Annotated in this window: 25 protein-coding genes; 13 read left to right on the forward strand and 12 right to left on the reverse strand. The window is 72.6% G+C overall.

Translation table 11 applies throughout. The features are described 5' to 3' along the window. Positions 1-500, forward strand: a 500-nt coding sequence (locus NS184_RS18095; RefSeq protein ID WP_058724138.1) for a hypothetical protein, incomplete at its 5' end; no start/stop codon positions are given. Between the two features lie 55 nt (positions 501-555). On the opposite strand, the gene NS184_RS00210 is transcribed toward NS184_RS18095, so the two are convergent. Next, a complete protein-coding gene (locus NS184_RS00210; RefSeq protein WP_058724139.1) occupies positions 556-1,467 on the reverse strand; it encodes a LysR family transcriptional regulator in 912 nt (303 codons plus the stop codon). Between the two features lie 48 nt (positions 1,468-1,515). Here NS184_RS00210 and NS184_RS00215 point away from each other — a divergent pair, with 48 nt between their 5' ends. Both NS184_RS00215 and NS184_RS00220 read left to right on the forward strand, forming a co-directional pair. Continuing rightward, positions 1,516-2,790 (forward strand): MFS transporter, encoded by a 1,275-nt coding sequence (locus NS184_RS00215; RefSeq protein WP_058724245.1) that lies wholly within the window; start codon positions 1,516-1,518, stop codon positions 2,788-2,790. Positions 2,791-2,847: 57 nt separating this feature from the next. Beyond that, the gene (locus NS184_RS00220; protein WP_058724140.1) at positions 2,848-3,456 is read left to right on the forward strand and encodes a hypothetical protein; all 609 of its coding nucleotides are present in this window, start codon (positions 2,848-2,850) and stop codon (positions 3,454-3,456) included. 191 nt (positions 3,457-3,647) lie between these two features. Here NS184_RS00220 and NS184_RS00225 read toward each other — a convergent pair whose 3' ends face one another. Next, on the reverse strand, positions 3,648-4,562 hold the full coding sequence (locus tag NS184_RS00225) for a cation diffusion facilitator family transporter (protein ID WP_058724141.1): 915 nt from the start codon (positions 4,560-4,562) through the stop codon (positions 3,648-3,650). Between the two features lie 46 nt (positions 4,563-4,608). On the opposite strand from NS184_RS00225, the gene NS184_RS00230 reads away from it, so the two are divergent. Beyond that, positions 4,609-5,268, forward strand: coding sequence for a DUF4166 domain-containing protein (locus NS184_RS00230; RefSeq protein ID WP_058724142.1), 660 nt, complete (start codon positions 4,609-4,611; stop codon positions 5,266-5,268). Further along, on the forward strand, positions 5,268-6,263 hold the full coding sequence (locus NS184_RS00235; RefSeq protein ID WP_058724143.1) for an epimerase: 996 nt from the start codon (positions 5,268-5,270) through the stop codon (positions 6,261-6,263). The genes NS184_RS00230 and NS184_RS00235 overlap by 1 nt, the downstream gene beginning before the upstream one ends. On the opposite strand, the gene NS184_RS00240 is transcribed toward NS184_RS00235, so the two are convergent. After that, entirely contained in the window at positions 6,232-7,215 is a 984-nt protein-coding gene (locus tag NS184_RS00240; protein WP_058724144.1) for an EamA family transporter, read from the reverse strand. The genes NS184_RS00235 and NS184_RS00240 overlap by 32 nt on opposite strands. A 71-nt stretch (positions 7,216-7,286) precedes the next feature. On the opposite strand from NS184_RS00240, the gene NS184_RS00245 reads away from it, so the two are divergent. After that, on the forward strand, positions 7,287-8,201 hold the full coding sequence (locus NS184_RS00245) for a LysR family transcriptional regulator (protein ID WP_058724145.1): 915 nt from the start codon (positions 7,287-7,289) through the stop codon (positions 8,199-8,201). Between the two features lie 239 nt (positions 8,202-8,440). Here NS184_RS00245 and purB read toward each other — a convergent pair whose 3' ends face one another. The 3 genes from purB to NS184_RS00260 all read right to left on the reverse strand — a co-directional run bounded on the left by purB (position 8,441) and on the right by NS184_RS00260 (position 10,933). After that, positions 8,441-9,826, reverse strand: a complete 1,386-nt coding sequence (gene purB / locus NS184_RS00250) for an adenylosuccinate lyase (RefSeq protein WP_058724146.1) — start codon at positions 9,824-9,826, stop codon at positions 8,441-8,443. Further along, on the reverse strand, positions 9,823-10,335 hold the full coding sequence (locus tag NS184_RS00255; RefSeq protein WP_058724147.1) for a low molecular weight protein-tyrosine-phosphatase: 513 nt from the start codon (positions 10,333-10,335) through the stop codon (positions 9,823-9,825). Before NS184_RS00255 ends, purB begins: the two co-directional genes overlap by 4 nt. Before the next feature lie 199 nt (positions 10,336-10,534). Then, positions 10,535-10,933, reverse strand: a complete 399-nt coding sequence (locus NS184_RS00260; protein ID WP_058724148.1) for a phage holin family protein — start codon at positions 10,931-10,933, stop codon at positions 10,535-10,537. A 50-nt stretch (positions 10,934-10,983) separates the two neighbouring features. On the opposite strand from NS184_RS00260, the gene NS184_RS00265 reads away from it, so the two are divergent. The 5 genes from NS184_RS00265 to NS184_RS00285 all read left to right on the forward strand — a co-directional run bounded on the left by NS184_RS00265 (position 10,984) and on the right by NS184_RS00285 (position 16,614). After that, positions 10,984-12,063: a histidinol-phosphate transaminase gene (locus NS184_RS00265; protein WP_058724149.1), complete on the forward strand. Its 1,080-nt coding sequence runs from the start codon at positions 10,984-10,986 to the stop codon at positions 12,061-12,063. Positions 12,064-12,086: 23 nt separating this feature from the next. Continuing rightward, a complete protein-coding gene (locus tag NS184_RS00270; protein WP_058724150.1) occupies positions 12,087-13,220 on the forward strand; it encodes a thiamine pyrophosphate-dependent enzyme in 1,134 nt (377 codons plus the stop codon). A gap of 89 nt (positions 13,221-13,309) precedes the next feature. After that, entirely contained in the window at positions 13,310-14,269 is a 960-nt protein-coding gene (locus tag NS184_RS00275) for an alpha-ketoacid dehydrogenase subunit beta (RefSeq protein ID WP_058724246.1), read from the forward strand. A gap of 36 nt (positions 14,270-14,305) precedes the next feature. After that, positions 14,306-15,919: a dihydrolipoamide acetyltransferase family protein gene (locus NS184_RS00280; protein ID WP_058724151.1), complete on the forward strand. Its 1,614-nt coding sequence runs from the start codon at positions 14,306-14,308 to the stop codon at positions 15,917-15,919. Between the two features lie 119 nt (positions 15,920-16,038). Next, the gene (locus NS184_RS00285; protein ID WP_058724152.1) at positions 16,039-16,614 is read left to right on the forward strand and encodes a GNAT family N-acetyltransferase; all 576 of its coding nucleotides are present in this window, start codon (positions 16,039-16,041) and stop codon (positions 16,612-16,614) included. A 17-nt stretch (positions 16,615-16,631) separates the two neighbouring features. On the opposite strand, the gene NS184_RS00290 is transcribed toward NS184_RS00285, so the two are convergent. The 4 genes from NS184_RS00290 to NS184_RS00305 form a co-directional block, all read right to left on the reverse strand. After that, positions 16,632-17,918 carry an alpha/beta hydrolase gene (locus NS184_RS00290; RefSeq protein ID WP_152997975.1) on the reverse strand — a complete coding sequence of 429 codons (1,287 nt, stop codon included), beginning with the start codon at positions 17,916-17,918 and terminating at the stop codon, positions 16,632-16,634. After that, positions 17,915-19,951: a bifunctional lysylphosphatidylglycerol flippase/synthetase MprF gene (locus NS184_RS00295; protein ID WP_058724154.1), complete on the reverse strand. Its 2,037-nt coding sequence runs from the start codon at positions 19,949-19,951 to the stop codon at positions 17,915-17,917. Before NS184_RS00295 ends, NS184_RS00290 begins: the two co-directional genes overlap by 4 nt. Before the next feature lie 81 nt (positions 19,952-20,032). Beyond that, entirely contained in the window at positions 20,033-21,229 is a 1,197-nt protein-coding gene (locus NS184_RS00300; RefSeq protein ID WP_083513323.1) for a histidine kinase, read from the reverse strand. Continuing rightward, the gene (locus NS184_RS00305) at positions 21,222-21,854 is read right to left on the reverse strand and encodes a response regulator (RefSeq protein ID WP_058724155.1); all 633 of its coding nucleotides are present in this window, start codon (positions 21,852-21,854) and stop codon (positions 21,222-21,224) included. The genes NS184_RS00300 and NS184_RS00305 overlap by 8 nt, the downstream gene beginning before the upstream one ends. Positions 21,855-21,982: 128 nt before the next feature. Here NS184_RS00305 and NS184_RS00310 point away from each other — a divergent pair, with 128 nt between their 5' ends. Then, positions 21,983-22,723 (forward strand): GntR family transcriptional regulator, encoded by a 741-nt coding sequence (locus NS184_RS00310; protein ID WP_058724156.1) that lies wholly within the window; start codon positions 21,983-21,985, stop codon positions 22,721-22,723. Positions 22,724-22,848: 125 nt separating this feature from the next. Here the strand turns inward: NS184_RS00310 and NS184_RS00315 are convergent, their stop codons facing one another. Together NS184_RS00315 and NS184_RS00320 are read right to left on the reverse strand one after the other, a co-directional pair. After that, the gene (locus NS184_RS00315; RefSeq protein ID WP_058724157.1) at positions 22,849-23,301 is read right to left on the reverse strand and encodes a PTS sugar transporter subunit IIA; all 453 of its coding nucleotides are present in this window, start codon (positions 23,299-23,301) and stop codon (positions 22,849-22,851) included. Then, a complete protein-coding gene (locus tag NS184_RS00320; protein WP_022903753.1) occupies positions 23,298-23,549 on the reverse strand; it encodes a PTS transporter subunit EIIB in 252 nt (83 codons plus the stop codon). The genes NS184_RS00315 and NS184_RS00320 overlap by 4 nt, the downstream gene beginning before the upstream one ends. 195 nt (positions 23,550-23,744) lie before the next feature. Here NS184_RS00320 and NS184_RS00325 point away from each other — a divergent pair, with 195 nt between their 5' ends. Beyond that, on the forward strand, positions 23,745-25,013 hold the full coding sequence (locus tag NS184_RS00325; RefSeq protein ID WP_058724158.1) for a PTS transporter subunit EIIC: 1,269 nt from the start codon (positions 23,745-23,747) through the stop codon (positions 25,011-25,013). Positions 25,014-25,098: the final 85 nt, after the last annotated feature.

Raw genomic sequence — 25,098 nt, forward strand, 5'->3', positions numbered from 1 at the left:
GCCCGGCGCAGACCCCGACGCCCACCCCGACGGCCGGTGAGGCCCGGGGCCGGGTACCGGGCGACTGCTACCTGCTGGTCCCGTCCGCGGACTACGCCCGCTTCTTCGGCGCCGCGCGGCAGACGGCGACGATCTGGACGGCCGACGGTGGTCAGCGGCAGCCGGACGGCGACGACCGCATCCAGGGTCTGCGTGACCCCGGCGAAGCGCTGTCCTGCACGTGGAAGAACGAGGGCGTCGTCGCCTACATCTCCGTCGTGGTCCGCCCGGCCGCGGTGGACGCGGACGCCGGGATCGCGGACATGGTCACCGGATCGAACCCGACCTGCGAGGAACGGCTGGGTGGCCGTGTCTGCAGCTGGACTCCGGGCACCGACAGCGGTGACGACGTCCGGGGAACGTACTTCACCCGCGGCGGCCTGACCATCGACATCATGCAGACCGACTTCCCGACGAACGGGCTCCTGCCCGCGATCGTCGGGGAGATCTGGGGGGACTGACGGCCTGGAGGCGCGGGGCGGCCCCGCACCGTGCCTCCGGTCCGTCGGTCGGGTCCTACCCGACGCGTGCCGCGACGACGTCGCGGGCCAGTGTCCGCGTCGCGCGGTTCGGCTCCGGGGCGGTGCGCATCGCGAGGCCGATCCGCAGCGGCGGGACGTCGTCCTCGAGCTCGAGCACCGCGCCCTCGTGTCGCACCCCCGGGTCCGGCACGACCCCGACCCCGAGGCCGGCCGCCGCGAACCGGACGACCGCCGGCATGTCGTTCATCTCCGCGACGATCCGGCGTCGGATGCCCCGCTGCTCGAGTGCCTGGTCGAGGATCACCCGGTTCCCGAACCCGTGCGCCGTGTCGACGAACGGTTCGTCCGCGAGCTCCGCGAGCGACACCGACCTCCGACCGGCGAGGGGGTGGTCCGGCGCCGTGAACACCCGGAACGGGAGCTCCCGCAGCGGCTCGACGACGACGCCGCTCGGCGGGTTCGGCAAGCCGGAGTACGCGAGGTCGATGCGCCCCGCGACGAGGTCCTGCACGAGTCCGGTCGTCCCGGACGGCGACGTCATCAACTCCACCGCGACGAGCGGGTGCCGCTGCCGGAACCGCCGCAGCACTCCGGTGAGGTCGACGATGTCCATGCTCGTGAAGATCCCGAGCCGCACCCGGCCGCGCAGGTCGGCGTCGTCCACGGTCGCGAGGTCGCGCATCCGGTCGAGGGACTCGAGCACGGCGCGGGCGTGCGGCAGCAGGTCCTCACCCGCGGTCGTGAGCACGAGTGAGCGACCGGTGCGCTCGAACAAGCGGACGCCGAGCGACCGCTCCAGCGAGGCGAGGCCGGCGGAGACCGTCGACTGCGCGGCCCAGAGCCGTTCCGCGGCGCGGGTGACGCTGCCCTCGGTGGCTACGGCGACGAACTGCTCGAGCAGGCGGGTCTCCATCCACCGATCATCGACCAGATCGATGGCAGCCATCAAGAGTATCCGTTGGACTCGATGGCACTCGCAGCAGAGGATCGGACCATGTCAGTCATCGAGCACCGCACCGGATCGAGTCGGTCCGCCGAGGTCGCACCCGCTCCGCGTGGTCGTCGGGCCCACACGCGTCGTCGCCACGACGCCGGCTTCTGGGCCGTCGCGTTCGCGTTCCTGTCGGTGATGGCCTTCGCGACCGTCCCCGCTCCGCTCTACGTCATCTACCAGGCGCGCGACGGCTTCCCGACGATCACGACGACCGTGGTCTTCGCGGCGTACGGCGTCGGCGTCGTCGGGTCCCTCTGGCTCGCCGGGCACCTCAGTGACGTCCACGGTCGGAAGCCGCTCATCCTCGTGTCGGTCGCGCTCGAGCTCCTCGCCGCCGTGCTCTTCCTGGTGTGGAACGACGTCACCGGTCTGGTCGTCGCCCGGCTCGTCACCGGCCTCGGCGTCGGCACCCTGACGGCGACGGCGACCGCGCACCTCGGCGAGCTGCGCGTCCGGGCGACCGGCTCCGAGGCGTCGGCGAAGGGCGCGAGCGTGGCCGCGGGTGCGGTCAACCTCGGTGGGCTGTCCCTCGGCGCCCTCGTCGGGGGCGCGCTGGCGGAGTTCGTCGGGCAGCCCCTCATGGTCCCGTACGTCGTGTTCGTCATCGCGCTGACGATCGCCTTCGTCGTGGTGCTCGCTGCGCCCGAGACGGTCGACCGTCCGGTGTCGCCGGTGCCGTACCGCCCGCAGCGCCTCCAGGCTCCCGAGGGGCAGGGTGCGGCGTTCTGGGCCGCCGGCACAGGAGCGTTCGCGGCACTCGCCGTCCAGGGCCTGTTCACCTCGGTCGCGCCGACGTTCCTCGCCACGACGTTCCACGTGACCGACCGACTCGCCGCGGGAGCGACCACGTTCGGGGTGTTCGCCGCGAGCGCGCTGAGCCAGCTCGTGTTCGCCCGGCTGTCGCAGCGGAGCCAGATCCGGCTCGGCGTCGTGCTCCTCGTCGGTGGGCTCGCGGTGCTGGCCGTGGCCGCGGTGCTCCTGCAGGTCGGGGGCTTCATCGGCGGCGGCGTGGTCGCGGGTGCGGGCGTGGGGCTGCTCTTCCGCGCGTCGATCGCCAGCGCGGGCGCCCTCGTGGGGCCGGAGCGTCGAGGTGGGGTGCTCGCGGCGACGTTCCTCATCGCCTACGCGGGGCTCACCGTCCCGGTGGTCGCGGTCGGCGCGGCGTTGCTGGTGTTCCCGACGATCGTCGTGCTCGTCGGGTACGTGGTGCTCGTGGCCGTGCTCGCCGTGTTCGCCGGACAGCGGCTCGCGGCGCGGGCCGGGTCAGCGCGGTAGGTCGGCGGGTCCCGACCTCCGCCTGGAGGCGCGGTGCCCGTCCGGCATACTGTCCGCATGTCCCAGAAGCGCCGCCGGTCCGTCGTCACCGGCGTCGCCGCCGTGGTCGCCGCCGGACTCTTCACGGGCGGGCTCGCGCTCACCGCGGAGCGGGGCGTCGACGAGCCGGTCCTCGACGACGGCGCCGCGACCAGCGGTCCGTCGGTCCCAGGGCCCACGCTGCCGAGCGACGGCGTCGTGGTGATCACGCGCGACGGACCGGACCTGCCCGGAGCCGACGTCCTCGACCGGTGCGACGCGGACAGCCGACAGCTCGTGGCGCGGTACGACACCGACGCCCTCGGCCGGGTCGTGCTCCAGTGCGGCACCTCCGCGCAGGGGTACGAGCACATCCGGGTCCGGCACGACCAGGACTGGACCGACGTCCTCGGCGGGCGGGGCTCGCGTGACTGGGACGACGCCATGCTCACCGCGGTCCGGACGGCGCTGACGAGCCCGCGCTCGGGCTACCCGCAGGACGCCGGCGACGGCAAGGTCTGCTTCGTCGCACCGATGTCGTTCGACGACGGATCACGCCCAGAGCGCGAGCCCTTCGTCAAGGTCATCGTCTCGGCCACGACGGACCGCGTCATCACCGCCTACCCCACGCGCACCGACGGCTGCTGACCTCCGCGGTCCCGCTCGTCGCCGCCGTCGTCGTCGAACGACCGCGTCGTCGTCGTGCGACAGCGGCGGCGTCGTTCGTTGCGCACGCGGCGAGCGATCGTCGACAAGGAGCGACCGCGTGGTCGTCGTGCGACAGCGGTCGAGTCGTTCCCCGGCGGCGCACGGCCGACGGGCGTCGCGTGCTCGACCGGCTAGGCGTGGACCTCGTGCTCGTGCCGGCGGTGGGAGGCGGGCTCGAGCTGGAACGTCGAGTGCTCCACGGGGACGTCGAAGTGCTGCGCCACACACTGCTGCAGTTCGTCGAGGATCCTCGGCGCGTGCGCGGTGTTGAAGCAGTGGTCGTCCACCACGACGTGCGCGGTGAGGTTCGGCACGCCCGTCGCGACGAGGGTGGCGTGGAGGTCGTGCACCGCGATGACGTGGTCGAGCTCGAGGATGTGGCCGCGGACGGCGTCGAGGTCGAGCCCCGGCGGCGTCGACTCGAGGAGCACGTTCGCGGTCTCGCGGAGCAGCCGGAGCGCCCGCGGCAGGATGAGCAGCCCGATCAGGATCGCCGCCACCGAGTCGGCACGCTCCCACCCGGTGACCATGAGCACGACCGCCGCGAGGATGACCGCGACCGAGCCGAGCGTGTCGTTCAGGACCTCGAGCCGGGCGGCGCGCGAGGTGAAGCCCTCGCCCGAGGCCCGGAGCAGCACCGCGTAGGCGACGAGGTTGCCGACGAGTCCCACCACGCCGAACACCAGGAGCGGACCCGAGTGGATCTCCGCCGGGACGAACAGCCGCTGGATCGCGGAGATGATCACGAACACACCGACCGCGAGCAGGATCGCCGCCTGCGCCGTGGCACCGAGCACCTCGGCGCGCTGGTACCCCCACGTGCGCTGCGCCGTCGGGCTCCGGCGGGCGAGCCGGGTCGCCACGAGCCCGATGCCGATCCCGCCCGTGTCGACGACCATGTGCCCGGCGTCGACCAGCAGCGCCAGGGACCCGGTGACCACGGCTCCCACGACCTCGGCGAGGAGGATCCCCGCCGAGATGCAGAACGCGACGAGCAGCGCACGCTCCGAGGCGTGGCCGTGCGCGTGACCGTGGTCGTGTCCCATGCCGCCATCGTAGGAGTCGTCACCGACGCCGTGCCAGGATCAGGACGTGGTCCGGTCGCCGTACGAACTGAGCACGCCCGCCGACGTCCTGGCTGGGCTGCATCCGAGACTCCGCACCTACTTCGGCGCGGTACCGCCCGGCCACGTGGGCAGGGGCACCGGCGTGTTCGACGTCGTCGGCACGCCACGGCGATGGCTCTGGCCGGTGCTCGTCTGGTTCGCCCGCGACGCGGTGATGTTCCCCGTGTGGGAGCAGGACGTGCCGTTCACCGTGGAGAACCGGCCGGTGCGGGTCGGACGCGGACCGGGGACCCAGGGTCACGTCGCGGTCCGGGCCCACCGGACGTTCCGCTTCCGCGCCGGTGACCGCACGATGGTCGACGCGATCACCGCGGGACCGGACGGCCTCGTCGACCACCTCGGCCGTCACGGGCGCGTCAGCGCCCTCCTCCGGGCGGAGGTCGACCCGGACGGACCCGACGCCGGAGCACTGCGCCTGGTCTCCACGCGCGTGACGTTCCGGGCGCTGGGACGCGAGTGGGGCCTCCCTGCCGCTGTCGCACCGCGTGTGACGCTCGTCGAACGATTCGATGACGATGCGGACCTGCAGCGCGTGTCCCTGGTGCTCCGGGCACCGATCGTCGGCACGCTGTACCGGTACGAGGGGGCGTTCCGCTACGCCGTCGTGCCGGAAGGAGAACGCTGATGCCAGCGCCAGCACCAGGACCGACGTCGAAGCCCCGGGTGGTCGTCGCAGGGGCGAGTGGCTTCGTGGGGCAGTACCTCCGTCGCGCCTTCGCGGACGAGGGCTACGAGGTCGTGACGGTCGGCCGGACCGGCGACGCCGTGTGGGGCAACACCCTCCGGATCCGCGAGCTCGTCGACGGCGCGGCGATGATCGTCAACATGGCGGGCAAGAGCGTCAACTGTCGGTACGGCCGGCGGAACCGGCGGGAGATCCTGCGCTCCCGGGTGGACACGACGCTGGAGCTCGCCGAGGCGATCCGCACGAGCGAGCACCCACCACCGCTCTGGGTGAACGCCTCGACCGCGACGATCTACCGGCACGCTGACGACCGTCCGCAGGACGAACTGACGGGGGAGCTCGGCGAGGGCTTCTCCGTCGGCATCGCGAAGGCGTGGGAGCAGGCGTTCTTCGGTGCCGACCTGCCCCGGACCCGGCGTGTGGCGCTCCGGATGGCGATCGTCTTCGGTGACGGGAGCGCCCTCGTGCCACTGCTCCGCCTGGCGCAGGCCGGACTCGGTGGCCCGCAGTACGACGGCTCGTGGTTCCCGACCCGAGCGCGGCTCCGCGCGGGCACCTACCACGAACACCGCCGCACCCGAGGGCGGCAGAAGTTCTCCTGGGTGCACATCGCCGACGTGCTCGGGACGATCCGCTTCGTCCGCGACCACGAGGAGATCGAGGGTCCGGTCAACGTGTCGAGTCCGAACCCGTCGGACAACCGGACCGTGATGGCGACCATCCGCGACGCCGTCGGGCGCCGTATCGGCCTCCCGACCACGCGGTGGATGCTCGAGATCGGGTCGTTCGCGATCCGCACCGAGACCGAGCTCGTCCTGAAGAGCCGGTGGGTGGTGCCGACACGGCTCCTCGAAGCGGGCTACGAGTTCCGGTACCCGGAGCTGCGGGGCGCCCTCGCCGGGATCATCGCCGAGCGTCGGGAGCACCGGGGCTGAGCAGCGGGAGCGCCGCACCAGCAGCGCCCAGCGGCGGCGTCGGGACACCCGGCACGTCCGCCGCGCCCGGCCCGCCCGGCAACCCGGTCCGAGCCGGCCGCGACGACCACAGCACCGCCCCGACGACGACCGCCCCCGCCACGACCTCGACCGCGTCCGGCACCTCCCCGAACGCCATCCACGACGCGAGCACCCCGATCACCGGCACGAGCATCGAGAACGGCGCCACGGTGCTCGACGGGTACGTCGCCAGGAGCCGCGACCAGATGCCGTACCCGACCAGCGTCGCCACGAGCACGATGTAGAGCAGCCCGAGGTCGGCCGGCAGGGCCGCGGGCGTGAACACGGTGCCGAGCGCCCGGCCGATGCGTGACGGCCCCTCGACCGTCAGCGACAGCACGGCCATCGGCACGGGCGGCACGATCGACCACCACAGCGTCAGGTGCAGCGGGTTCGAGGCCCCCGCCCGCCGGGTCGCGACGTTGCCGATCGCCCACCCGAGCGCACCGCTCAGCGCGAGCACGACCGGCAGCAGTGCCGCCGCCTGCGCCCGGTGCACGGCGATCGCGGCGAGGGCGCACACCGCCACCGTGACACCGACGACCTGCCGGCCGGTGAGCCGCTCCCGGAGGAACACCCCCGCGAGCACCACGGTGAACGGTGCCGAGGCCTGGAGCACGAGCGACGCGAGCCCGGACGGCATCCCGGACGCCATGCTCAGGTAGAGGAACGCGAACTGCAGCACGCCGAGCCCCAGCCCGACGAGCAGGAGCCGTCCGAACGGGATGCGCGGGCGCGGCACGAGCAGGACCGTCGGCACCGCGAGCAGCGTGAACCGGAGCGCCGCGAGCAGGAACGGCGGGAAGTGGTCGAGCGCGAGCGCGGTGGCGGGGAAGTTCAGCCCCCAGGCCACGGCGACGACGACGGCGAGGAGACGGTCACGGGCGAGCACCCTCCAACGATGGTGGTCGAGAAGCTGTAGCACCAGCGCACAGTTCGACACCGAGGTTGTAGGGTCCCTGCATGGTCGACTTCGACGTGCAGCTCCTCGCCGTCCTCCGGGAGCTCGCCGAGCGCGGCAGCGTCACGGCCGTCGCCGAGGCCGTCCACCGCACGCCGAGCGCCGTCTCGCAGCAGCTCCGTACCCTCCAGCGCCAGGTCGGCACACCGCTCGTCGAGCGCAGCGGCCGTGGCGTCCGCCTCACCGAGGACGGCAGGGTGCTCGCCGGACTCGCCGCGGGGATCGCCACGGCGGTCGCCGAGGTCGACGCCGCCTGGCGCGAGCACGTCGGCGGAGCGGTCGGCCGGGTGGACCTCGCGATCTTCCCGTCCGCCGCGGAGCTGCTGCTGCCCGGCCTCCTCACCCGGATGCGCGAGCACCCCGGCATCGAGCTGGTGCTGGTCGACGTGGACGTCAGCGAAGACGAGTTCGGGCCGCTGGCCGCCGACCACGACGTCGTCGTCGGGCACCGGCCGGACGGGGCGCCACCCGCGGGTCGGTCCGGCCTCGAGACCGTCCCGCTCCTCCGGGAGCCGCTCGACGTCGCGTTCCCGCCGGACCACCCGCTCGCCGGGCGCCGACGGGTCGGGATCGACGACGTGGTGGGGGAGACGTGGATCGGTGTCCCGGAGGACTACCCGATCGACCGCGTCCTCACCGCGCTCGCCGCCGCGACGGACACCCCGCCGAGCGTCGCGTTCCGGACGATCCACCTGCCGGTGATCGAGAACCTCGTGGCCGCTGGGCACGGCATCGCCCTGGTGCCGCGCTACACGTCCGGCACGCGAGCCGCCGGGCGGTTCCACCTGGCGGAGCTCGCGGACGTCCGCGCGGGGCGGCGCATCGACGCGCTCGTCCGTCCGGACCGTGCGGTCCGTCCCGGGGTGCGCACCGTCCTGGAGGCACTGGTCGCCGAGGCGCGCGACGTCACCACCTGAGGGGGTGACGTCCGCGGCGGGGCCGACCCGCGCCGCTCCCCACCGGCACGGCCTGCCCGCCGCTGGCGCGCGTCGGTCGGGAACCGGCGGCGTGGCCCGGGCCGCCGCGCCAGCGCCGGAGCGCGCCCCGCCCGCCGGACGGGCCGGTGCGCAGGCCCGCCTACGAGGAAGACGATCGCCGCCGCGAACGCCGACGGCCGCCCCCGCAGATCGCGGAGACGGCCGTCGGACGGGGGACGTCACACGTCGAGGTGGTCCACCAGCTCGTCCGCCAGCCCCGTGTAGGTGGCGGGCGTGAGGTTCGTCAGCCGGGCCTTCGCGCCGTCCGAGATGTCGAGCCCGTTCACGAACGCGACCAGGTCGGCCTGGCCGATGCGCTTGCCGCGGGTGAGCTCCTTGAGCATCGCGTACGGGTCCTCGATGTTCGACTGTCCGGACGTGACCTCGGCGCGGATCACCGTCTGGATCGCCTCACCGAGCACCTCCCAGTTGCCGTCGAGGTCCTCCGCCAGGCGGGTCTCGTTCACGGCGATCTCGGAGAGCCCGCGACGGAGGTTGTCGAGCGCGAGCAGCGAGTGCCCGAACGCGACGCCGATGTTCCGCTGCGTCGTGGAGTCGGTGAGGTCCCGCTGGAGCCGCGAGGTGACGAGGGTCTCGGAGAGCGTGGAGAACAGCGCGGACGAGATCTCGAGGTTCGCTTCGGCGTTCTCGAACCGGATCGGGTTGATCTTGTGCGGCATCGTCGACGAGCCCGTTGCACCCGCGACCGGGATCTGCGTGAAGTACCCCATCGAGATGTAGGTCCACACGTCGGTCGCGAGGTTGTGCAGGATGCGGTTCGCGTGGCGGACCCGGTCGTACAGCTCGGCCTGCCAGTCGTGCGACTCGATCTGCGTCGTCAGCGGGTTCCACGTCAGGCCGAGGCCCTCGACGAACTCGCGCGACAGCGCCGGCCAGTCGGCCTCGGGGTCGGCGGCGAGGTGCGCCGAGAACGTGCCGGTCGCGCCGCTGAACTTGCCGAGGTACTCGGTGGCCTCGACCTGTGCGAGGACGCGCTCGAGGCGGTACACCACGACCGCGAGCTCCTTGCCGAGCGTCGTCGGGGTGGCCGGCTGACCGTGCGTGTGCGACAGCATCGGCACGGCCTTGAGGTCCTCGGCCATCTGGCGGAGCGCCGCGATGACGGCCTTGAACGCCGGGAGCCAGACCTGGTCGACGGTGTCGCGGACGGTGAGGGCGTAGGACAGGTTGTTGACGTCCTCGCTCGTGCACGCGAAGTGCGTCAGCTCGGCGATCGCGTCGAGCCCGAGGTCCGAGAGACGACGACGGACGAAGTACTCGACCGCCTTGACGTCGTGCCGGGTCGTGGCCTCGATCTCGCCGAGCTCCGCGATCTGCTCCTGCCCGAACGTCTCCGCGACGCGGCGCAACGAGGCCTTGTCGTCGACGCTGAGCGGCGAGGTGGTGAACATCGCGTGGTCGGTCAGGAAGACCAACCACTCGACCTCGACGACGATGCGCGCGCGGTTGAGACCGGCCTCGGACAGGTGCTCGCCCACCGTGTGCACGATCGGGTAGTACCGCCCGTCGAGCGGACTGATCGGCTGCGGGGGAAGGGGGGTCATGGGGCTCCCTGACGGACTGCCGGCTCGAGTTGTCGGAAGAGCGCCCGGCAGGCCCGCTCGACGGTCGAGAGCACTCGGTCGAACTCGTGCCGGTCCGCGTAGTACGGGTCCGGCACGTCGGTCTGCTGGGGCCAGGCGTCGTCGTACCGCAGGAGGAGCGTCACCTTGGCGGCGTCGTCCATGGTCGGGGCCCACGATCGCAGGACGCGTTCGTGGGAGCGGTCGAGTGCGACCACCAGGTCGAGGTCCGGGAACCGGTCCGGGTCGAACTGGCGGGCGCGATGCCTGCTGCCATCGTATCCGCGCGCGGCGAGGGCCGCGATCGTTCGCTCGTCCGCGGGCTCGCCGACGTGCCAGTCACCGGTTCCGGCGGACTCGACGACGAACCGGTCGCCGAGCCCGGCGTCGGCCGCGAGCTGAGCGAAGACGATGCCGGCCATGGGGGAGCGGCAGATGTTGCCGCTGCAGACGAACGAGACGCGGAACGGGGCGTCGGCGTCCTGTGTCATGGGGACATCATGGCGCAGTGCGGTGTCGTCGGCGACACCCGTGGTCCGGCCAGGAGGCACGGTGCGGGTCTCCGGGGCCGACGCCGCCGTGTGGCTGGTCGCCCCCGGTACGTGCGCGCTCACGCGCGTCGGAGGTGCGCTTCGGCGGTGCCCGGTGCGGTCACGCGCGGCCGGGGTCGAGCACCGGTGCCCGGTGCGGTCACGCGCGGCCGCGGTCGAGGACCGGCCGGACGAAGAGGCCGATCAGCCAGGCGAACACGGCCAGCACGAAGGCGCCGACGATGCCCCAGCCGAACGACTCGACCTGCAGGCCGAAGCCGATCGCCGTCGAGATCCCGGCGACGATGAGCAGCAGCACCGCGTTCACGACGAGCGAGATGAGTCCGAGGGTCAGGATGTACAGCGGGAACGCGACGATCCGGATGATCGTGCCGATCACGGCGTTGACGAGACCGAACACGAACGCGACGAGCAGGTAGGTGAGGACGGTCGCGGTCGTGCCGCCGTCCCCGAACGCGGTCACGGAGACGCCGCTCACGAGGAGCGTGGTGAGCCAGAGCGCGAGGGCGTTGACGACGAGGCGGACGAGGAATCGCATGCGCCCATGATGCCGTCGTGCAGCCGCGAGGGTGCCGCTAACCTGCTGTGATGAGCGACGAGCGCGTCCACATCCGCCCCGACATCGCGGTGCTCCCCGCCTACAAGCAGGGTCGCCAGGCGGCGGCCGACGCCTTCAAGCTCTCCAGCAACGAGAACCCCTTCCCGCCGCTCCCCGGTGTCGTGCAGGCGGTCCAGGCGCAGACGGCGTTCAACCGCTACCCCGACGCCACCGCCCTCGCCGTCCGCGCCGAGCTCGCCCGCCGCTTCGACGTCAGCGCCGACGAGGTCCACGTCGCTCCCGGCAGTGTCGCGATCCTGCACGAGCTGGCGAAGGCCACGAGCGCACCCGGCGACGAGGTCGTGTACGCCTGGCGGTCGTTCGAGGCGTACCCCGGCGTCGTCACCGTCGCGGGTGCGACCAGCGTCCAGGTGCCGAACCGGCCCGACGGTGGGCACGACCTCGACGCGATGGCCGCCGCCGTCACCGAGCGCACGCGCATGGTGATCGTCTGCACGCCCAACAACCCCACGGGGCCGATCGTCACCGCGGACGAGTTCGAGCGCTTCATGGCGTCGGTGCCCGCGACCGTGCTGGTCGTCCTCGACGAGGCCTACGCCGAGTTCGTCACCGATCCGTCGGCGGTCCGCGGCGGCGCGCTCATCGGCCGGTTCCCGAACCTCGTCGTCCTGCGGACGTTCTCGAAGGCGTACGGACTCGCCGGGCTCCGGGTCGGGTACGCCATCGGTCCCCAGTACGTGCTCGACGCCGTCCGCGCGTGCGCGATCCCCCTCTCCGTCACGGCACAGGGACAGGCCGCGGCGCTCGCGAGCCTCGAGCGCGAGGACGAGCTGCTCGAACGCGTCGCCGAACTCGCCGCGAGCCGGGACCGCATCGTCACGGCGCTCCGGGAGCAGGGCTGGCCGGTGCCGGACGCGCAGGGCAACTTCGTGTGGCTGCCGACCGGAGCCGGGACGGCCGCCGCGGCCGAGGCGTTCGAGGCCGCGGGCATCATCGTCCGGGCCTTCCCGCCCGAGGGGATCCGCGTCTCGATCGGCGAACACGAGGCTGTGGAAACGCTCCTCGAAACGGCCCGGTCGCTTGTGGGGGACCTCACATCGGCGCGTTGAGCGCTGCCGCTACGCTGGCCCGCATGTCATTCCGCGCCGCGGCCCCCGCGACGACCACCGTCCGGCTCCTCGATCCCGAGGGCCGGTTCGTGGAGACCGACGAGAACGCCGAGTTCGCCGCCGCAGCGCGTGCGATCCCGGACGAGACCCTGCTGGCGATGCACCGCCGCATGGTCCTCACCCGTCGGTTCGACCACGCCGGTCACAACCTCCAGCGCACCGGGCAGCTCGGTCTCTGGGTGCCGAGCCACGGGCAGGAAGCCGCGCAGACCGGCTCCGTGTTCGCGCTCCGCGCCCAGGACCACGTCTTCCCGTCGTACCGCGAGCACGCCGTCACCACCGAGCGTGGCGTCGAGCCGATGGAGATCATCGCGATGTACCGCGGTCAGACCCACGGCGGGTGGGACCCGGACGAGCGCGGCAACACGCACATCTCGACGCTCGTGATCGGCTCGCAGACGCTCCACGCGACGGGCTACGCCCTCGGCCAGAAGCTCGACGGCGTGGTCGGCACGGGCGACCCGGACGTCGACGCATGCTCCATCGTGTACTTCGGTGACGGCGCCACGAGCCAGGGTGACGTGAACGAGGCGTTCGTCTTCGCCTCCTCCACGCGGGCACCGGTCGTGTTCTTCCTCCAGAACAACCACTGGGCGATCTCGGTCCCGGTGACGGTGCAGTCGCCGACCCCGCTCGTCGACCGTCCGCGGGGCTTCGGCATCCCGAGCGTCCTCATCGACGGCAACGACATCCTGGCGTCCTACACGGCGTCCGTCGTCGCGACGGAGCACGCCCGCAGCGGCCAGGGCCCGGCGTTCATCGAGGCCGACACCTACCGCATCGGCGCCCACACCAGCTCGGACGACCCGAGCCGGTACCGCGCCGACGGCGAGCTCGAGGACTGGGTGCGTCGTGATCCGATCGCCCGCTCCGAGGCCTACCTGCGTTCGAAGGGCGCGACCGACGAGCAGTTCGCCGCGTTCGACGCCGAGGGCGAGGACCTCGCCGCCGACGTCCGACGCCGCACGGTCGAGCTCACCGCGCCGGCCGTCGACGTCATGTTCGACAACGTGTACCGCGAGCCGCATCCGCTCGTCGCCGAGCAGAAGGCCTGGCTCGAGCAGTACGAAGCCGGCTTCGAGGGGAGCGCCCACTGATGAGCACCACCGAGCAGCTCTTCGACTACACCCTCCGCGCCCACCCCGGCGCCGGCGAGGTCCCGAGCGACCCCACCCCCACGCTGACGATGGCGAAGGCGCTCAACGCCGGGCTCGCCGCCGCGATGCAGGCCGACGACAAGGTCCTGCTCATGGGTGAGGACATCGGTCAGCTCGGCGGCGTGTTCCGCATCACCGAGGGGCTGCAGGACCGCTTCGGCCCCGAGCGCGTCCGGGACACACCGCTCGCCGAGTCCGGCATCATCGGCACCGCGATCGGTCTCGCCCTGCGCGGCTACCGCCCGGTGGTCGAGATCCAGTTCGACGGCTTCGTGTGGCCCGGCTTCGACCAGATCACCTCGCAGCTCGCGAAGATGCAGAACCGACTCCCGGCGCACATGTCGCTCCCGGTCGTCATCCGCATCCCCTACGGCGGCCACATCGGTGCCGTGGAGCACCACCAGGAGTCCCCGGAGGCGTACTTCGCGCACACCGCGGGCCTCCGTGTGGTGAGCCCGAGCACGCCGAACGACGCCTACTGGATGATCCAGGAGGCCATCGCGTCGAAGGACCCGGTGGTCTTCCTCGAGCCGAAGTCCCGGTACTGGCCGAAGGGGCAGGTCGACCTCGTCGACGGCCACGTGCCGATGCACACGACCCGCGTCGCCCGCACCGGCACCGAGGTCACCCTCGTCGGGCACGGCGCCATGGTCGCGACCCTCATGCAGGCCGCGGAGATCGCCGAGTCGGAGGGCACGAGCTGCGAGGTCGTGGACCTCCGCTCGATCTCCCCGATCGACTGGGAGCCGCTGCTCGCCTCCGTCGCCAAGACCGGCCGCCTCGTCATCGCGCAGGAGGCCTCCGGCTTCGTGAGCGTCGGCAGCGAGATCGCCGCGACGGTCGCCGAACGGGCGTTCTACACGCTGCAGGCGCCGCCGCTCCGGGTGTCCGGCTTCGACGTGCCGTTCCCGGTGTCGAAGCTCGAGCACCTGCACCTCCCGGACGCCGACCGTGTCCTCGAGGCCGTCGACCGCGCCCTCGCGTACTGACCCCCGTCCGACCCGAACGACGTCGAAGGAGCCGTAGTGGCCACCGCCGAATTCCCCCTGCCCGACGTGGGCGAAGGCCTCACCGAGGCCGAGATCGTCCAGTGGCGTGTCGCCATCGGGGACGAGATCGCCGTCGACCAGGTCCTCGTGGAGATCGAGACGGCGAAGTCGCTCGTGGAGCTCCCGTCGCCGTTCTCCGGCACGGTGACCGGGCTGCTCGTCGCCGAGGGCGACACGGTCGAGGTCGGCCGTCCGATCATCCGGGTCGACTCCGATGCGCTCGCAGGCGGCCAGCCGGGAGGCGCGGCCCCCGTCGTCGCCGCCGCCCCGGCTTCGCCCGAGGTCGCGTCCACCCCGGCGGTCGCCCCCGTCGCGCCCGCTCCGGCTGCGCCGACCGCTGCTGCGTCCGAGCCGACCGTCGCCCCTGCGGCGCCCGCCCCCGCGGCAGCGCCGGCCGTTGCCGCTCCCGCCGCGCAGGTGCCCGTCGCACCGGCCGCTCCCGCGGCCGCGGCGCAGCCCGTGGCACCGACGTCCGTCGCCGACGGCGCGGCCGTCGTCGGGACCGACGAGACGTCCGGTGCCGTCCTCGTCGGCTACGGTTCCGCGACCTCCGCCCCCTCGCGTCGGAAGCCGGGAGCCCGCCGGGCCGCCGCCCTCGCCGCCGAGGCGAGCCGCGCCTCCAGCGCGGATGCCGCCGCACGCGCCGAGGCCTCGGCCGACCCTGGTGAGGACTCGACCGCCGACGCCGTCGCCAGCCAGGGCACGCGCCCGCGCAAGCAGAGCGTGGCGACGAACGTGCTCGCGAAGCCGCCGATCCGCAAGCTCGCCCGCGACCTCGGGGTGGAGCTGAGCGAGATCGTCGCGACGGGTCTGTCGGGTGAGATCACCCGCGACGACGTCATCCGGCACGCGAAGCAGGCCAGCGTCTTCCGCAACATCGAGACGCCGGAGTGGGGTGAGGTGCGCAGCGAGACGATCCCGGTGAAGGGCGTCCGCAAGGCCATCGCGACCGCCATGACCACCTCGGCGTTCACCGCTCCGCACGTGTCGCTGTTCGTGGACGTCGACGCGACGCACACGATGGAGTTCGTCAAGCGCCTCAAGGCCTCGCCGACGTTCGCGGGTGTGAAGGTCTCGCCGCTGCTCATCGTGGCGAAGGCCGTCATCTGGGCCGTCCGCCGCAACCGTTCGGTGAACTCGACCTGGACCGACAGCGAGATCATCGTCCACCACTTCGTGAACCTCGGCATCGCCGCGGCGACCCCGCGCGGGCTCATCGTCCCGAACATCAAGGACGCGCAGGACATGTCGCTCCTCGAGCTGGCGCAGGCGCTCGAGCAGCTGACGATCACCGCGCGCGACGGCAAGACGACCCCCGCGCAGATGGCGAACGGCACGGTGTCCATCACGAACATCGGTGTCTTCGGCATGGACACCGGTACCCCGATCCTCAACCCGGGAGAGGTCGCGATCGTGGCGATGGGCACGATCAAGCCGAAGCCGTGGGTCGTCGACGGCGAGGTCCGCTCGCGCATGGTGACGACCATCGGAGCCTCGTTCGACCACCGGGTCGTCGACGGGGACGTGGCGTCGCGGTTCGTGCACGACGTCGCCTCGGTGCTCGAGGAGCCGGCGCTCCTGCTCGACTGAGTGCGTGCTCCTGCTCGACCGAGCCCGCGTCGTGCGGGGAACCGCACGAGAGCAGCCGGGTCGCGCGGATGTCGCGTGGTGTTCACGCGGATGTCGGTGGCGGGGGTGAGGATCGGAGCATGGTCCACCAGCTCCTGGTCCCCGCGCAGGAGATCCGAACGGATCGACTGCTCCTGTCACCGCTGACCCCCGGTGACGTCGACGACGTGCACGCGCTCTTCTCGGACGCGCGCACGTGGCAGCACCTGCCCGCCGGCCGTCACCGTTCTCGCGCGCAGACGGTCGAACTGGTCCAGGCGAAGATCGGCGGACGCATCCGACACGGCCTCGGCTCCTGGGCAGTCCGCTCGGTGCACGACGGCACGTTCCTCGGGGTGGCTGGGGTGGACATGACCGCCGGGCACGTGTGGAACCTCGGCTACCGGTTCCTCCCGGAGTCCTGGGGCAACGGCTACGCGACCGAGGCCGCTGCCGCCGCGGTCCGGGCGGCGCACGACACCGCGGCGGACGTCCCCGTCACCGGGCGGGTGCTCACGAACAACGCCGGATCAGCGGTCGTCCTCCGACGGTCGGGCCTGTCGCTCGTGTGGCAGAGCACGAGCTCGGCGCCGACGCCCGCCGGCGTCGAGCGCCAGGTGTGGTCCGACCGGGCGCTGAGCCAGACGCAGCACGACTGGCTCGTCGCGCACGCCTGACCCGCGCGCACCGCCGGTCAGCCGGACAGTGCGTCGCAGAGCTGCGGCAGTTGCGAGCGCAGCGACCACTGCACGGTGTTCCAGTCGTGCCCGCTCTTCGGCGCCGGCACGAACCGCGTCCGGATGCCCGCGCGTGCCGCCGCGGCACCGAGCAGTCGAGCGTTCTCGGTGAACTCGCGGTCGCTCGACCCGGCCGTCAGCCAGAGGTCGTGCCCGTGGTAGGGCGCGTGCTCGGTCATGAGCGCCCGGGGTGCGGCGGCCCTCCACCGCGCGACGGACCCGCCGAACGCCTGGTCCGCACTGTGCTGCGGCGACTGGTCGATCGGCTGCAGCTCGCTCGAGATCGCCAGCGCCGCCGCGAAGTCGGACGGGTGCCCGGTGAGGAACTGCACCGCGCAGGTCGCCCCCTGCGAGAAGCCGACGAGCCCCCAGTGCGCCCGGTCCGGCGTCACGGGCAGGTGTGACTCCGCCCACGCCGGGACGTCCCGGGTGACGTAGGTGTCGACGTCGCCGAGCTTCGAGTCGACGCACATCGTGTTCCGGCCGGGCGCGGAGAGCTGGTCGACGGAGAGCACGATCGGCGCACGACCGTGGTGGGCCCGGGCGTAGGCGTCGAGCACGGTGCCCATCTGCCCGGCGGTGAACATGTCGCTCGGCGCACCGGGCTGACCGGCGAAGGCGAGCACGACGGGCAGCGGGCGGGGATCACGGACGAGGGCGGCCGGCGGCAGGTAGAGGATCGCGGGCCGGGCGTCGAAGTGCGAGCGGCGTCCGGGGATCGTGACCGTGCGGACCTCGCCGACGGTCGGCATCGTGACGGCGGGCGCCGCCTCCGGGTCGAACGCCGGGTAGGGGTCGCTCTGCACGACGGTCCCGAGCGTCGGGTACTTGGCGAACTCGACGTTCACCCCGAGTGCGGGCACCAGGAGCGCGGCGGGCACGAGGACGACCGCGGTGGCCCGACGCCAGCGTCCGCCCTGCACCAGGGCCGTGACCGCGAGCGCGAGGGCCGCGGCGGCGAGCGCGCACCACATGCGCGTCACGGGGCTGAGCGCCACTCCGAACAGGTTCAGCACGTCGCTCGTCACCCAGCAGACGATGACCACGACCACGGCCGCGGCGGCCGCGATGCCCGCACGCAGCCCGACAGCGCGCCAGGCGGCCGGGGAGCGCCAGGCAGCCGCACGCCCCCGGACCGCGGGGAGCAGCACGAGCAGGGCGACGACGACGAACGCGAGGTCGATCGGGACGAGCTTGGACGGCGCCTGGAGCTGGGTGGCGAGGAGCCACGCGGTGACGGTCACGCGCGGCCGGCGGGAGCGGACGGCCGCTGCTCCGGGACGTGCGACCGCCGGTGCGCCTGGCGGAGCGCCCACAGGTGCTTCGGCCGGAGCCCTGGCACGTAAGCCGTGGCGAGCGCCCGAGCGACCCGGGGCACGTGCAGCGGTGTCGGCACGACGAGCCAGAGCGGCTCGTGCCGGGCGCCGAACTTCTCCTTGAACCGCTGGAGCGACCGGAATCCGTACACCGGCTCGAGGACACGGGCGAGCACGGCGGCGCCACGGCTGACGAGGACCCCGGCACCGGGGTGCACGGCGAGCGGTGTCCCGGACAGGCTGATCGTGGTGAGGCCGGCGTCGCGGGCGCGGAGGGCGGTGCGGGCGATGAGGAACTCCATCACGCCGGGCATCCCGTCCTCGCCGCGGCGCATCACGTCGAGCGTCCACCCCGTGAGCGCGCCCCGCTCGTGCACGGGCAGCCAGCTCGTGACCCCGACCACGCGGTCCTCGGCGTCGATCGCGAGCATGAGCCGCACGTCCGGGTCGTCGAGCTCCCGGAGCCCGCCGAGTGTGAAGCCCATCTCCGGCAGACGTCGGTCGGCCGCCCACCGGGTGCAGATCACCTCGACCTCGGTGCGGTGCGCGGGCGACAGGGAGGCGAACGTCGTCCACTCGTCACGCACGCCCTCACGGTCGGCGCGGTTCGATGCTGTCCGGAGGTCCTGGCGCTTCTTGCCGCTCAGGCTGAACGCGGTGACGTCGAGCACGGCCTCGACCCCGACCGGAACGGACGTCCAGCCGTCGGCCGCGAGGATCTCCCGCACGGCTTCGTGCACGCTCGTGAACGCGGGGACCCAGCCGTTGCGTTCGCAGGCGTCCGCGAAGGCGTGGAGCACGGCGGGCCGGTCGACGGCGGCGCACACAGGGTCGGAGACGCTCAGTGCGACGTCGCCGTGCACGCGGTACGCGACCGCACCGAGGCCGTCCGGGTGCACCCAGGTGGCGTTGCCGTGCCAGGTGCCCATGTGCCCGAGGCTGCCGGCGTCCCCGTCGCGGAGCATCTCGACGAGCGCGGCCTGTGACCCGTCGACGGCGCGGAAGCGTGCACGCACGAGGCGGCCGTGCAGCCCGAGGACCACGACGACGACGGTGGCGGGCACCAGCCAGGCGCCGAGGAGGGTGACCTGCCACTCGAGTGCGTCGAGGCCGAGACCCTGCCACTGCACACCGCCCTCCTGCACCGGCTCGATGAGGAACGCGTCGGCGAGCACCGCGGTGAGCGTCACGAGGACGCCGACCGCGATCGTCACGCCGAGGCGCCGACCGTGCTGGACGAGCCACGCCGCGATCAGCAGGAGGACGCCCACGGCGGCGACGGACCGGTCGCTCATCGCGTCGGCGAACGGTGACAGGACACCGTCGGCCTGCGGGACGACGAGGGTCACCAGGGTGCCGGCGCCGAATGCGCTCAGGGTCGCGACGACGAGGGTCCGCGGTGGCGGTACCGCGCGTCCGGAGCGTTCGACCGGCCGGGAGGCACGGGGCGCGACGAGCGAGCCGGCTGCGGTCCCGAGGAGGGTCGCCAGGGCACGGGCCAGGTCCGACCCGTGGCCCGCGAACAGCACGAGCGTGAGCACGACGGTCCAGAGCACCGCGCGGACGCGCCACCGCGACTGCGTCGGCATCGTGGCGGACGCCGCACCGAGCAGCGCCGCGGCGACCGTGGACGGCGCGGTGAGGGGCTGCCCGACCGCGGCCTCCGCGTGCGCTTCACCGAGCGCCGACCCGAGGCTCACGACGGCGAGCGTGGTGCCCGCGGCGAGCAGGGGCGCGGCGACCCCGACGATGACCGTCCGGAGCGAGCCGAGCCGACGTTCGGCGACGAGCGTCGCGAGGACGACGGCGACGAGTGCGAGGCACGCCACCGGCGGGTGGTGCGGGAAGTCCGGCTCGGAGTGCATCATCCGCGCGGAGACGATCAGGACCGCCGCGACGACCGCGACGGCGACGGTCACCGGGAGCGAGCGGAGCCGGGAGAGGACGGGAACGAGTGCCACGGTCCCATCGAAGCGGGGTGCGGGGTGTCGGCACATCGCTCCGGGGCGTGATCCTCGGGTGGCCGATCGGCCACCCGGACTTCATCCGACCGGCGGCGTGTGGTCGGCGGGGATGCGGAGGTGCAGCGCGTAGCCGTCGCCGGGCTGCGGACCGGCCTCGAGCGAACCGCCCAGCAGGGACGCGCGTTCGCCGAGCCCGATCAGGCCGAGCCCCGACCCGGGCAGTTCGAGCCGTTCGGCCCGCGCGGGACCGTTCACCAGGTCGACCAGGACCACACCGTCGTGCATCCGGGCGCTCACCCGGACGGCCGCGTCGGGGGCGTGCTTCCGGACGTTCGTGAGGCCCTCCTGCACGAAGCGGTACACGGCGCGCTGCACGGGCTGGCCGAGCGACTCCGGCAGGTCCACGGTCGCGGTCGTCTCGAGGCCGCTGTCGGCGATGAGTCGCGGGAGGTCGGCGAGCACCGGCTGCGGGGCGATCTCCCGCGCGGTGCCGCCCGATGCGCGGAGCACCTGGACCATCTCGCGGAGCTCCTGCAGCGTCACGACGCACAGCTGCCGGATCGTCCGGGCGAACCCACGCTCGGCCTCGTCCCGTCCCGCGACCTGGACCGCGCCGGCCTGCACCGCGATGAGTGTGACCTGGTGGGAGACGACGTCGTGCATCTCCCGCGCGAGCAGGGCACGTTCGCGGGAGAGCGCGACCTCGGCCGCCTGTCGGCGTTCGTCCTCGCGGGCGAGCCGGACCTCGGTGAGCTGCTCGGTCAGCCGCGCGCGGGTCCGGACGAGCAGCCCGATCGCCAGCGGCCCGAGGGCGAAGATCACGGCGTAGAGGATCGAGACGACGAGCTCGTCGAGGCTCTGCGGCGGTCCGACGAAGCCGCTGAACCCGACGAACTGGACGACGGCGGCGACGAGCATGAGCCATCGCCGGTCCGTCCGCTCCCCGAGCGTGAACAGCGCGATGCTCGCCGCGACCACGGCCGACCCGACGAACAGTCCCGGCATGGTGAGGGCGAACGCGAGCACCGGCAGCCGACGGCGGAGGAGGAGGGCGCCCGCGGCGAGGAGCGACAGGCCGGTCTCCGCGCTGGTCGCACCCGAGATGTCGAGCACGGCGTCCGCGACGGCGGCCACGACGAACAGGGCGTCGACCACCCACCAGGGTGCCGGGTGGGTGCGCGCCCAGCGCAGGCCGACGTCGACGAGGCGGTCGAGCCTCCCGTCCGTCTCCCGCAGGACGTGCGCGAGCCGCGACCGGTCCCGGTGCTCAGCCATCCAGCAGTCCCGCCTCGGCCGCGCGCAGCGCGAGCTGGACCCGCGTCGGGACGCCGAACGCGACGAGGAGCGCGCGGACGTCCTCCTTGACGGTGCCGGTGCTCACCCCGAGCCGTCGGCCGATGTCGGGGTTGCTCGCGCCGTCGGCGATGCAGCGGAGGACCTCGCGCTCGCGGTCGCTCAACGGCGGGATCGCGACCGGCGTCCGGGCGGCGAAGAGCCGACGGCGGTCGACCCCGGGTGCGAGCACCACGCCGCCGCGGGCGAGGACGCGGACGTACTCGGCGAGGGCCTCGGGGTCCGTGTCCTTGAGCAGGAACCCGGCCGCACCGAGCTCCATCGCGCGTCCGATGTACTCCTCGGCATCGAACGTCGTGAGCATCGCGACCGCGGGTGGCTCGGGCAGGGCCTGCACCTCGCGGAGGACGTCGAGACCGTTCACGTGCGGCATCCGCACGTCGAGCAGGACCACGTCCGGCCGGTGCTCGGTGACCACCCGGACCGCGTCGACGTCGTTCGCGGTGGCGACGACGTCGATGTCGGGCGCCGCCCCGAGGATGAGTTCGAAGCCGTAGCGCACGAGCGTCTCGTCGTCGACGATCACCACCGAGGTCACGGCCGTCATCTTGTCACGGGCGTTGGCGTTCCGGAGTGGAATCGCTACTGTGAGGGGCACTGGTCATGTCCGCGCATGACCACCCAGCGAACCACCGCGGCAGCAGCACGAGGACGAGCAACGGAGCAGACCGAGCGATGACGACCCGCATCACCGAGGGTGCCGAACCCAAGCACCAGCAACTGCGGCGCATCCTGCTCGACCTCGCGACCACGCGGCTCGCCCCCGGCGCCGCGATCCCGTCCGAGCGGCAGCTCATCCAGGAGTACGGGGTCTCGCGGATCACCGTGCGCGAGGCGCTCGGGCAGCTCGTCAACGAGGGGTACCTCGAGCGCGTCCGCGGGAAGGGCACGTTCGTGGCGCACCGACCGGTACAGTCGACGCTGCACCTCGCGTCCTTCACGGAGGAGATGCGGGCACTCGGGCACGTCCCGACCACGGTCGTCCTCGTCCGCGAGGAGCGCGTGCCACCGACCGACACCGTCGCTGCGCTCCGGCTCGCCGAGGACGAGACCGCCTACCACCTCAAGCGCCTCCGGATGGCGGACGGGGCGCCGGTGTCGATCGACGACGCCTGGCTCTCGGCGTCGGCGTTCCCCGGGCTGCTCGACCACGACCTGTCGGGGTCGGTCTACTCCCTCGCGGCCACCGAGTACCGGACGCCGATCGACCGGGCACAGCAGACCGTGGCGGCGAAGCCGGCGGCCGACGACGTCGCGACGCTGCTCGGCACGAAGACGGGTGCCCCCGTGCTCGAGTTCGACCGGGTGTCGTACTCGGGGGACCGCCCCGTCGAGCACAGTCGCTCGTGGTACCGGTCGGACCGCTACCGCGTGCAGATGGAGGTCACCGCGACGGCGCCGCAGGCGGTCGCGTAGCGGGACGGTCGCGGCTGCGGTCGCCGCCCACCGCTGCCGCCGCACGCCGAGTCTCGCGTGGGCGGACACTCCCGCGGCTGCGGAGCAGCGAAAGTGTCCGCCTGGCCGAGTCTCGTGGCCGCCACCTACGCCTCGAACAGCGCGTCACCCTCGCGGACCGTGGTGCCGACGGCGCCCTGCGGCACCGAGTCCGGCGCGGAGCCGAGCACGACGACGGGGCAGATCGGCGAGTACCCGGCGGCCGAGATCACCGACGGGGTGAACCGGACGACCGGGTCACCTGCTGCGACCGTGTCCCCCTCGGCCGCGAGGAGCTCGAACCCCTCGCCCGAGAGCTTGACGGTGTCGATGCCGACGTGCACGAGGACGTCCGTCCCCGCGGCCCCCTGCAGCGCGAACGCGTGCGGGTGCAGCTTCACGATCGTGCCGTCGACCGGCGCCACCGCGGTGACCGGCCCCTCGACGCCCGTCGGGTCGACAGCGACCCCGGCGCCGACGAGCTGCCCGGCGAACACCGGGTCCGGCACGTCCGCGAGCGCGACGACCGGACCGCCGAACGGCGTGCGGACCGCCGTCACAGTTCGTCGCCGTCGATCGAGTCGTTGATGTCCTGCGCGAGGTTGTCCGCGATCGGACCGACGATGACCTGCCAGCCGGTGCCGCCACCGACGACGGCCTGGGCGCCGGCGGCCTGGAGGGCGGCCTTGTCCACGAGGTCGCCGTCCTCGACCTCGACGCGGAGGCGCGTGATGCAGCCCTCGACCTCGTCGATGTTGTCGGCACCGCCGAGCGCGGCGATGATGTCGGCTGCCTTGATGTCGGCCATCGTTTCCTCCTCGTTAAGGGTGTTCGCACCGGGTTGACATGCATCCGGTCCGGGTTCAGACTACGGAACTGGTCATGACCGGACAGGACCGGCCAGGTGTCTCCGCCGAGCGTACCTGCGCCCGCCCGTACCGCTCAACCCACCCGCAGCTCCACCCGCACCCCGAAGCTCCACCCAACGACGAGAGGAACTCCGATGAGCGCCACCACCGCCACGGACGTACCGGAGAAGAAGACCCCGAAGAAGCAGTCGAAGCTCTTCGCCAACGCGCAGCGCCTCGGGCGGAGCCTGCTCCTGCCGATCGCGGTCATGCCCGCCGCGGGCATCCTGAACCGCATCGGCCAGCCGGACCTCCTCGGCGCGATCCCCGGCTTCGAGACCGGCGCGAGCGTCATCTCGGCCGCGGGGCAGGCGATCTTCACGTGGCTGCCGCTGCTCTTCGCGGTCGGCATCGCGATCGGCTGGGCGAAGAAGTCCGACGGCACCACCGCGCTCGCCGCGGTCGTCGGCTACATGGTCATGTACCAGGTGTTCGCGGTCATGTCGCCGATCGTGCTCAAGGGGGTCAAGGACGCGAACGGCGACCAAGCGACGATCAACTTCGGCGTCCTCGGCGGCATCGTGATGGGTCTCGTCGCCGCGGGCCTCTGGCAGCGGTTCCACCGCACGAAGATGCCCGACTTCCTCGGCTTCTTCTCCGGCCGCCGCCTCGTGCCGATCCTCACCGCGGCCGCCGGCCTCGTGATCGCGGTCCTCATGTCGTTCGTCTACCGCTACTTCGACATCGCCCTCACCGCAGCCGGCCAGGCCGTCGCGGACAACGCCGTCATCGGCGGCGGGATCTTCGGCTTCGCGAACCGACTGCTCATCCCGATCGGTCTGCACCAGCTGCTCAACTTCTTCCCGTGGTTCCAGCTCGGCAGCTTCACAGACGCGGCCGGGAACATCGTCCACGGTGACATCCCGCGCTTCCTCGCTGGCGACCCCACCGCGGGGATCTTCCAGACCGGCTTCTTCCCGATCATGATGTTCGCCCTGCCGGCCGGCGCCCTCGCCATCTGGCGGAACGCGAAGCCGCAGAACCGGAAGGTGGTCGGCGCGCTGATGGTCTCCGCTGCGCTCACCTCGTTCGTGACCGGCATCACCGAGCCGCTCGAGTACTCGTTCATGTTCGTGGCCTTCCCGCTCTACGTCATCCACGCGTTCCTCACGGGCACCTCGCTCGCTCTCGTCAACGCGCTCGGCATCCACGACGGGTTCTCGTTCTCGGCCGGTGCGATCGACTACGTGCTGAACTTCGGCAAGGCGGACGGCGCGATCTGGCTCATCCCGATCGGACTCGGCTACGCGGTCATCTACTACTTCCTGTTCTCGTTCGTGATCAAGAAGTGGAACCTCCGCACGCCCGGTCGCGAGGAGGACACGATCGCCGAGAACACGATCGACGCGGCCACGAAGGCCTGATCGGCGCCTTCGCGACCACCACCGGACTGGAGGCGTGGTGCCAGCTGGCACCGCGCCTCCAGTCCGTCGTCTGGCTGTTTCTTCA

This window comes from Curtobacterium luteum, assembly GCF_001475545.1.
Taxonomy (GTDB): domain Bacteria; phylum Actinomycetota; class Actinomycetes; order Actinomycetales; family Microbacteriaceae; genus Curtobacterium; species Curtobacterium luteum_A.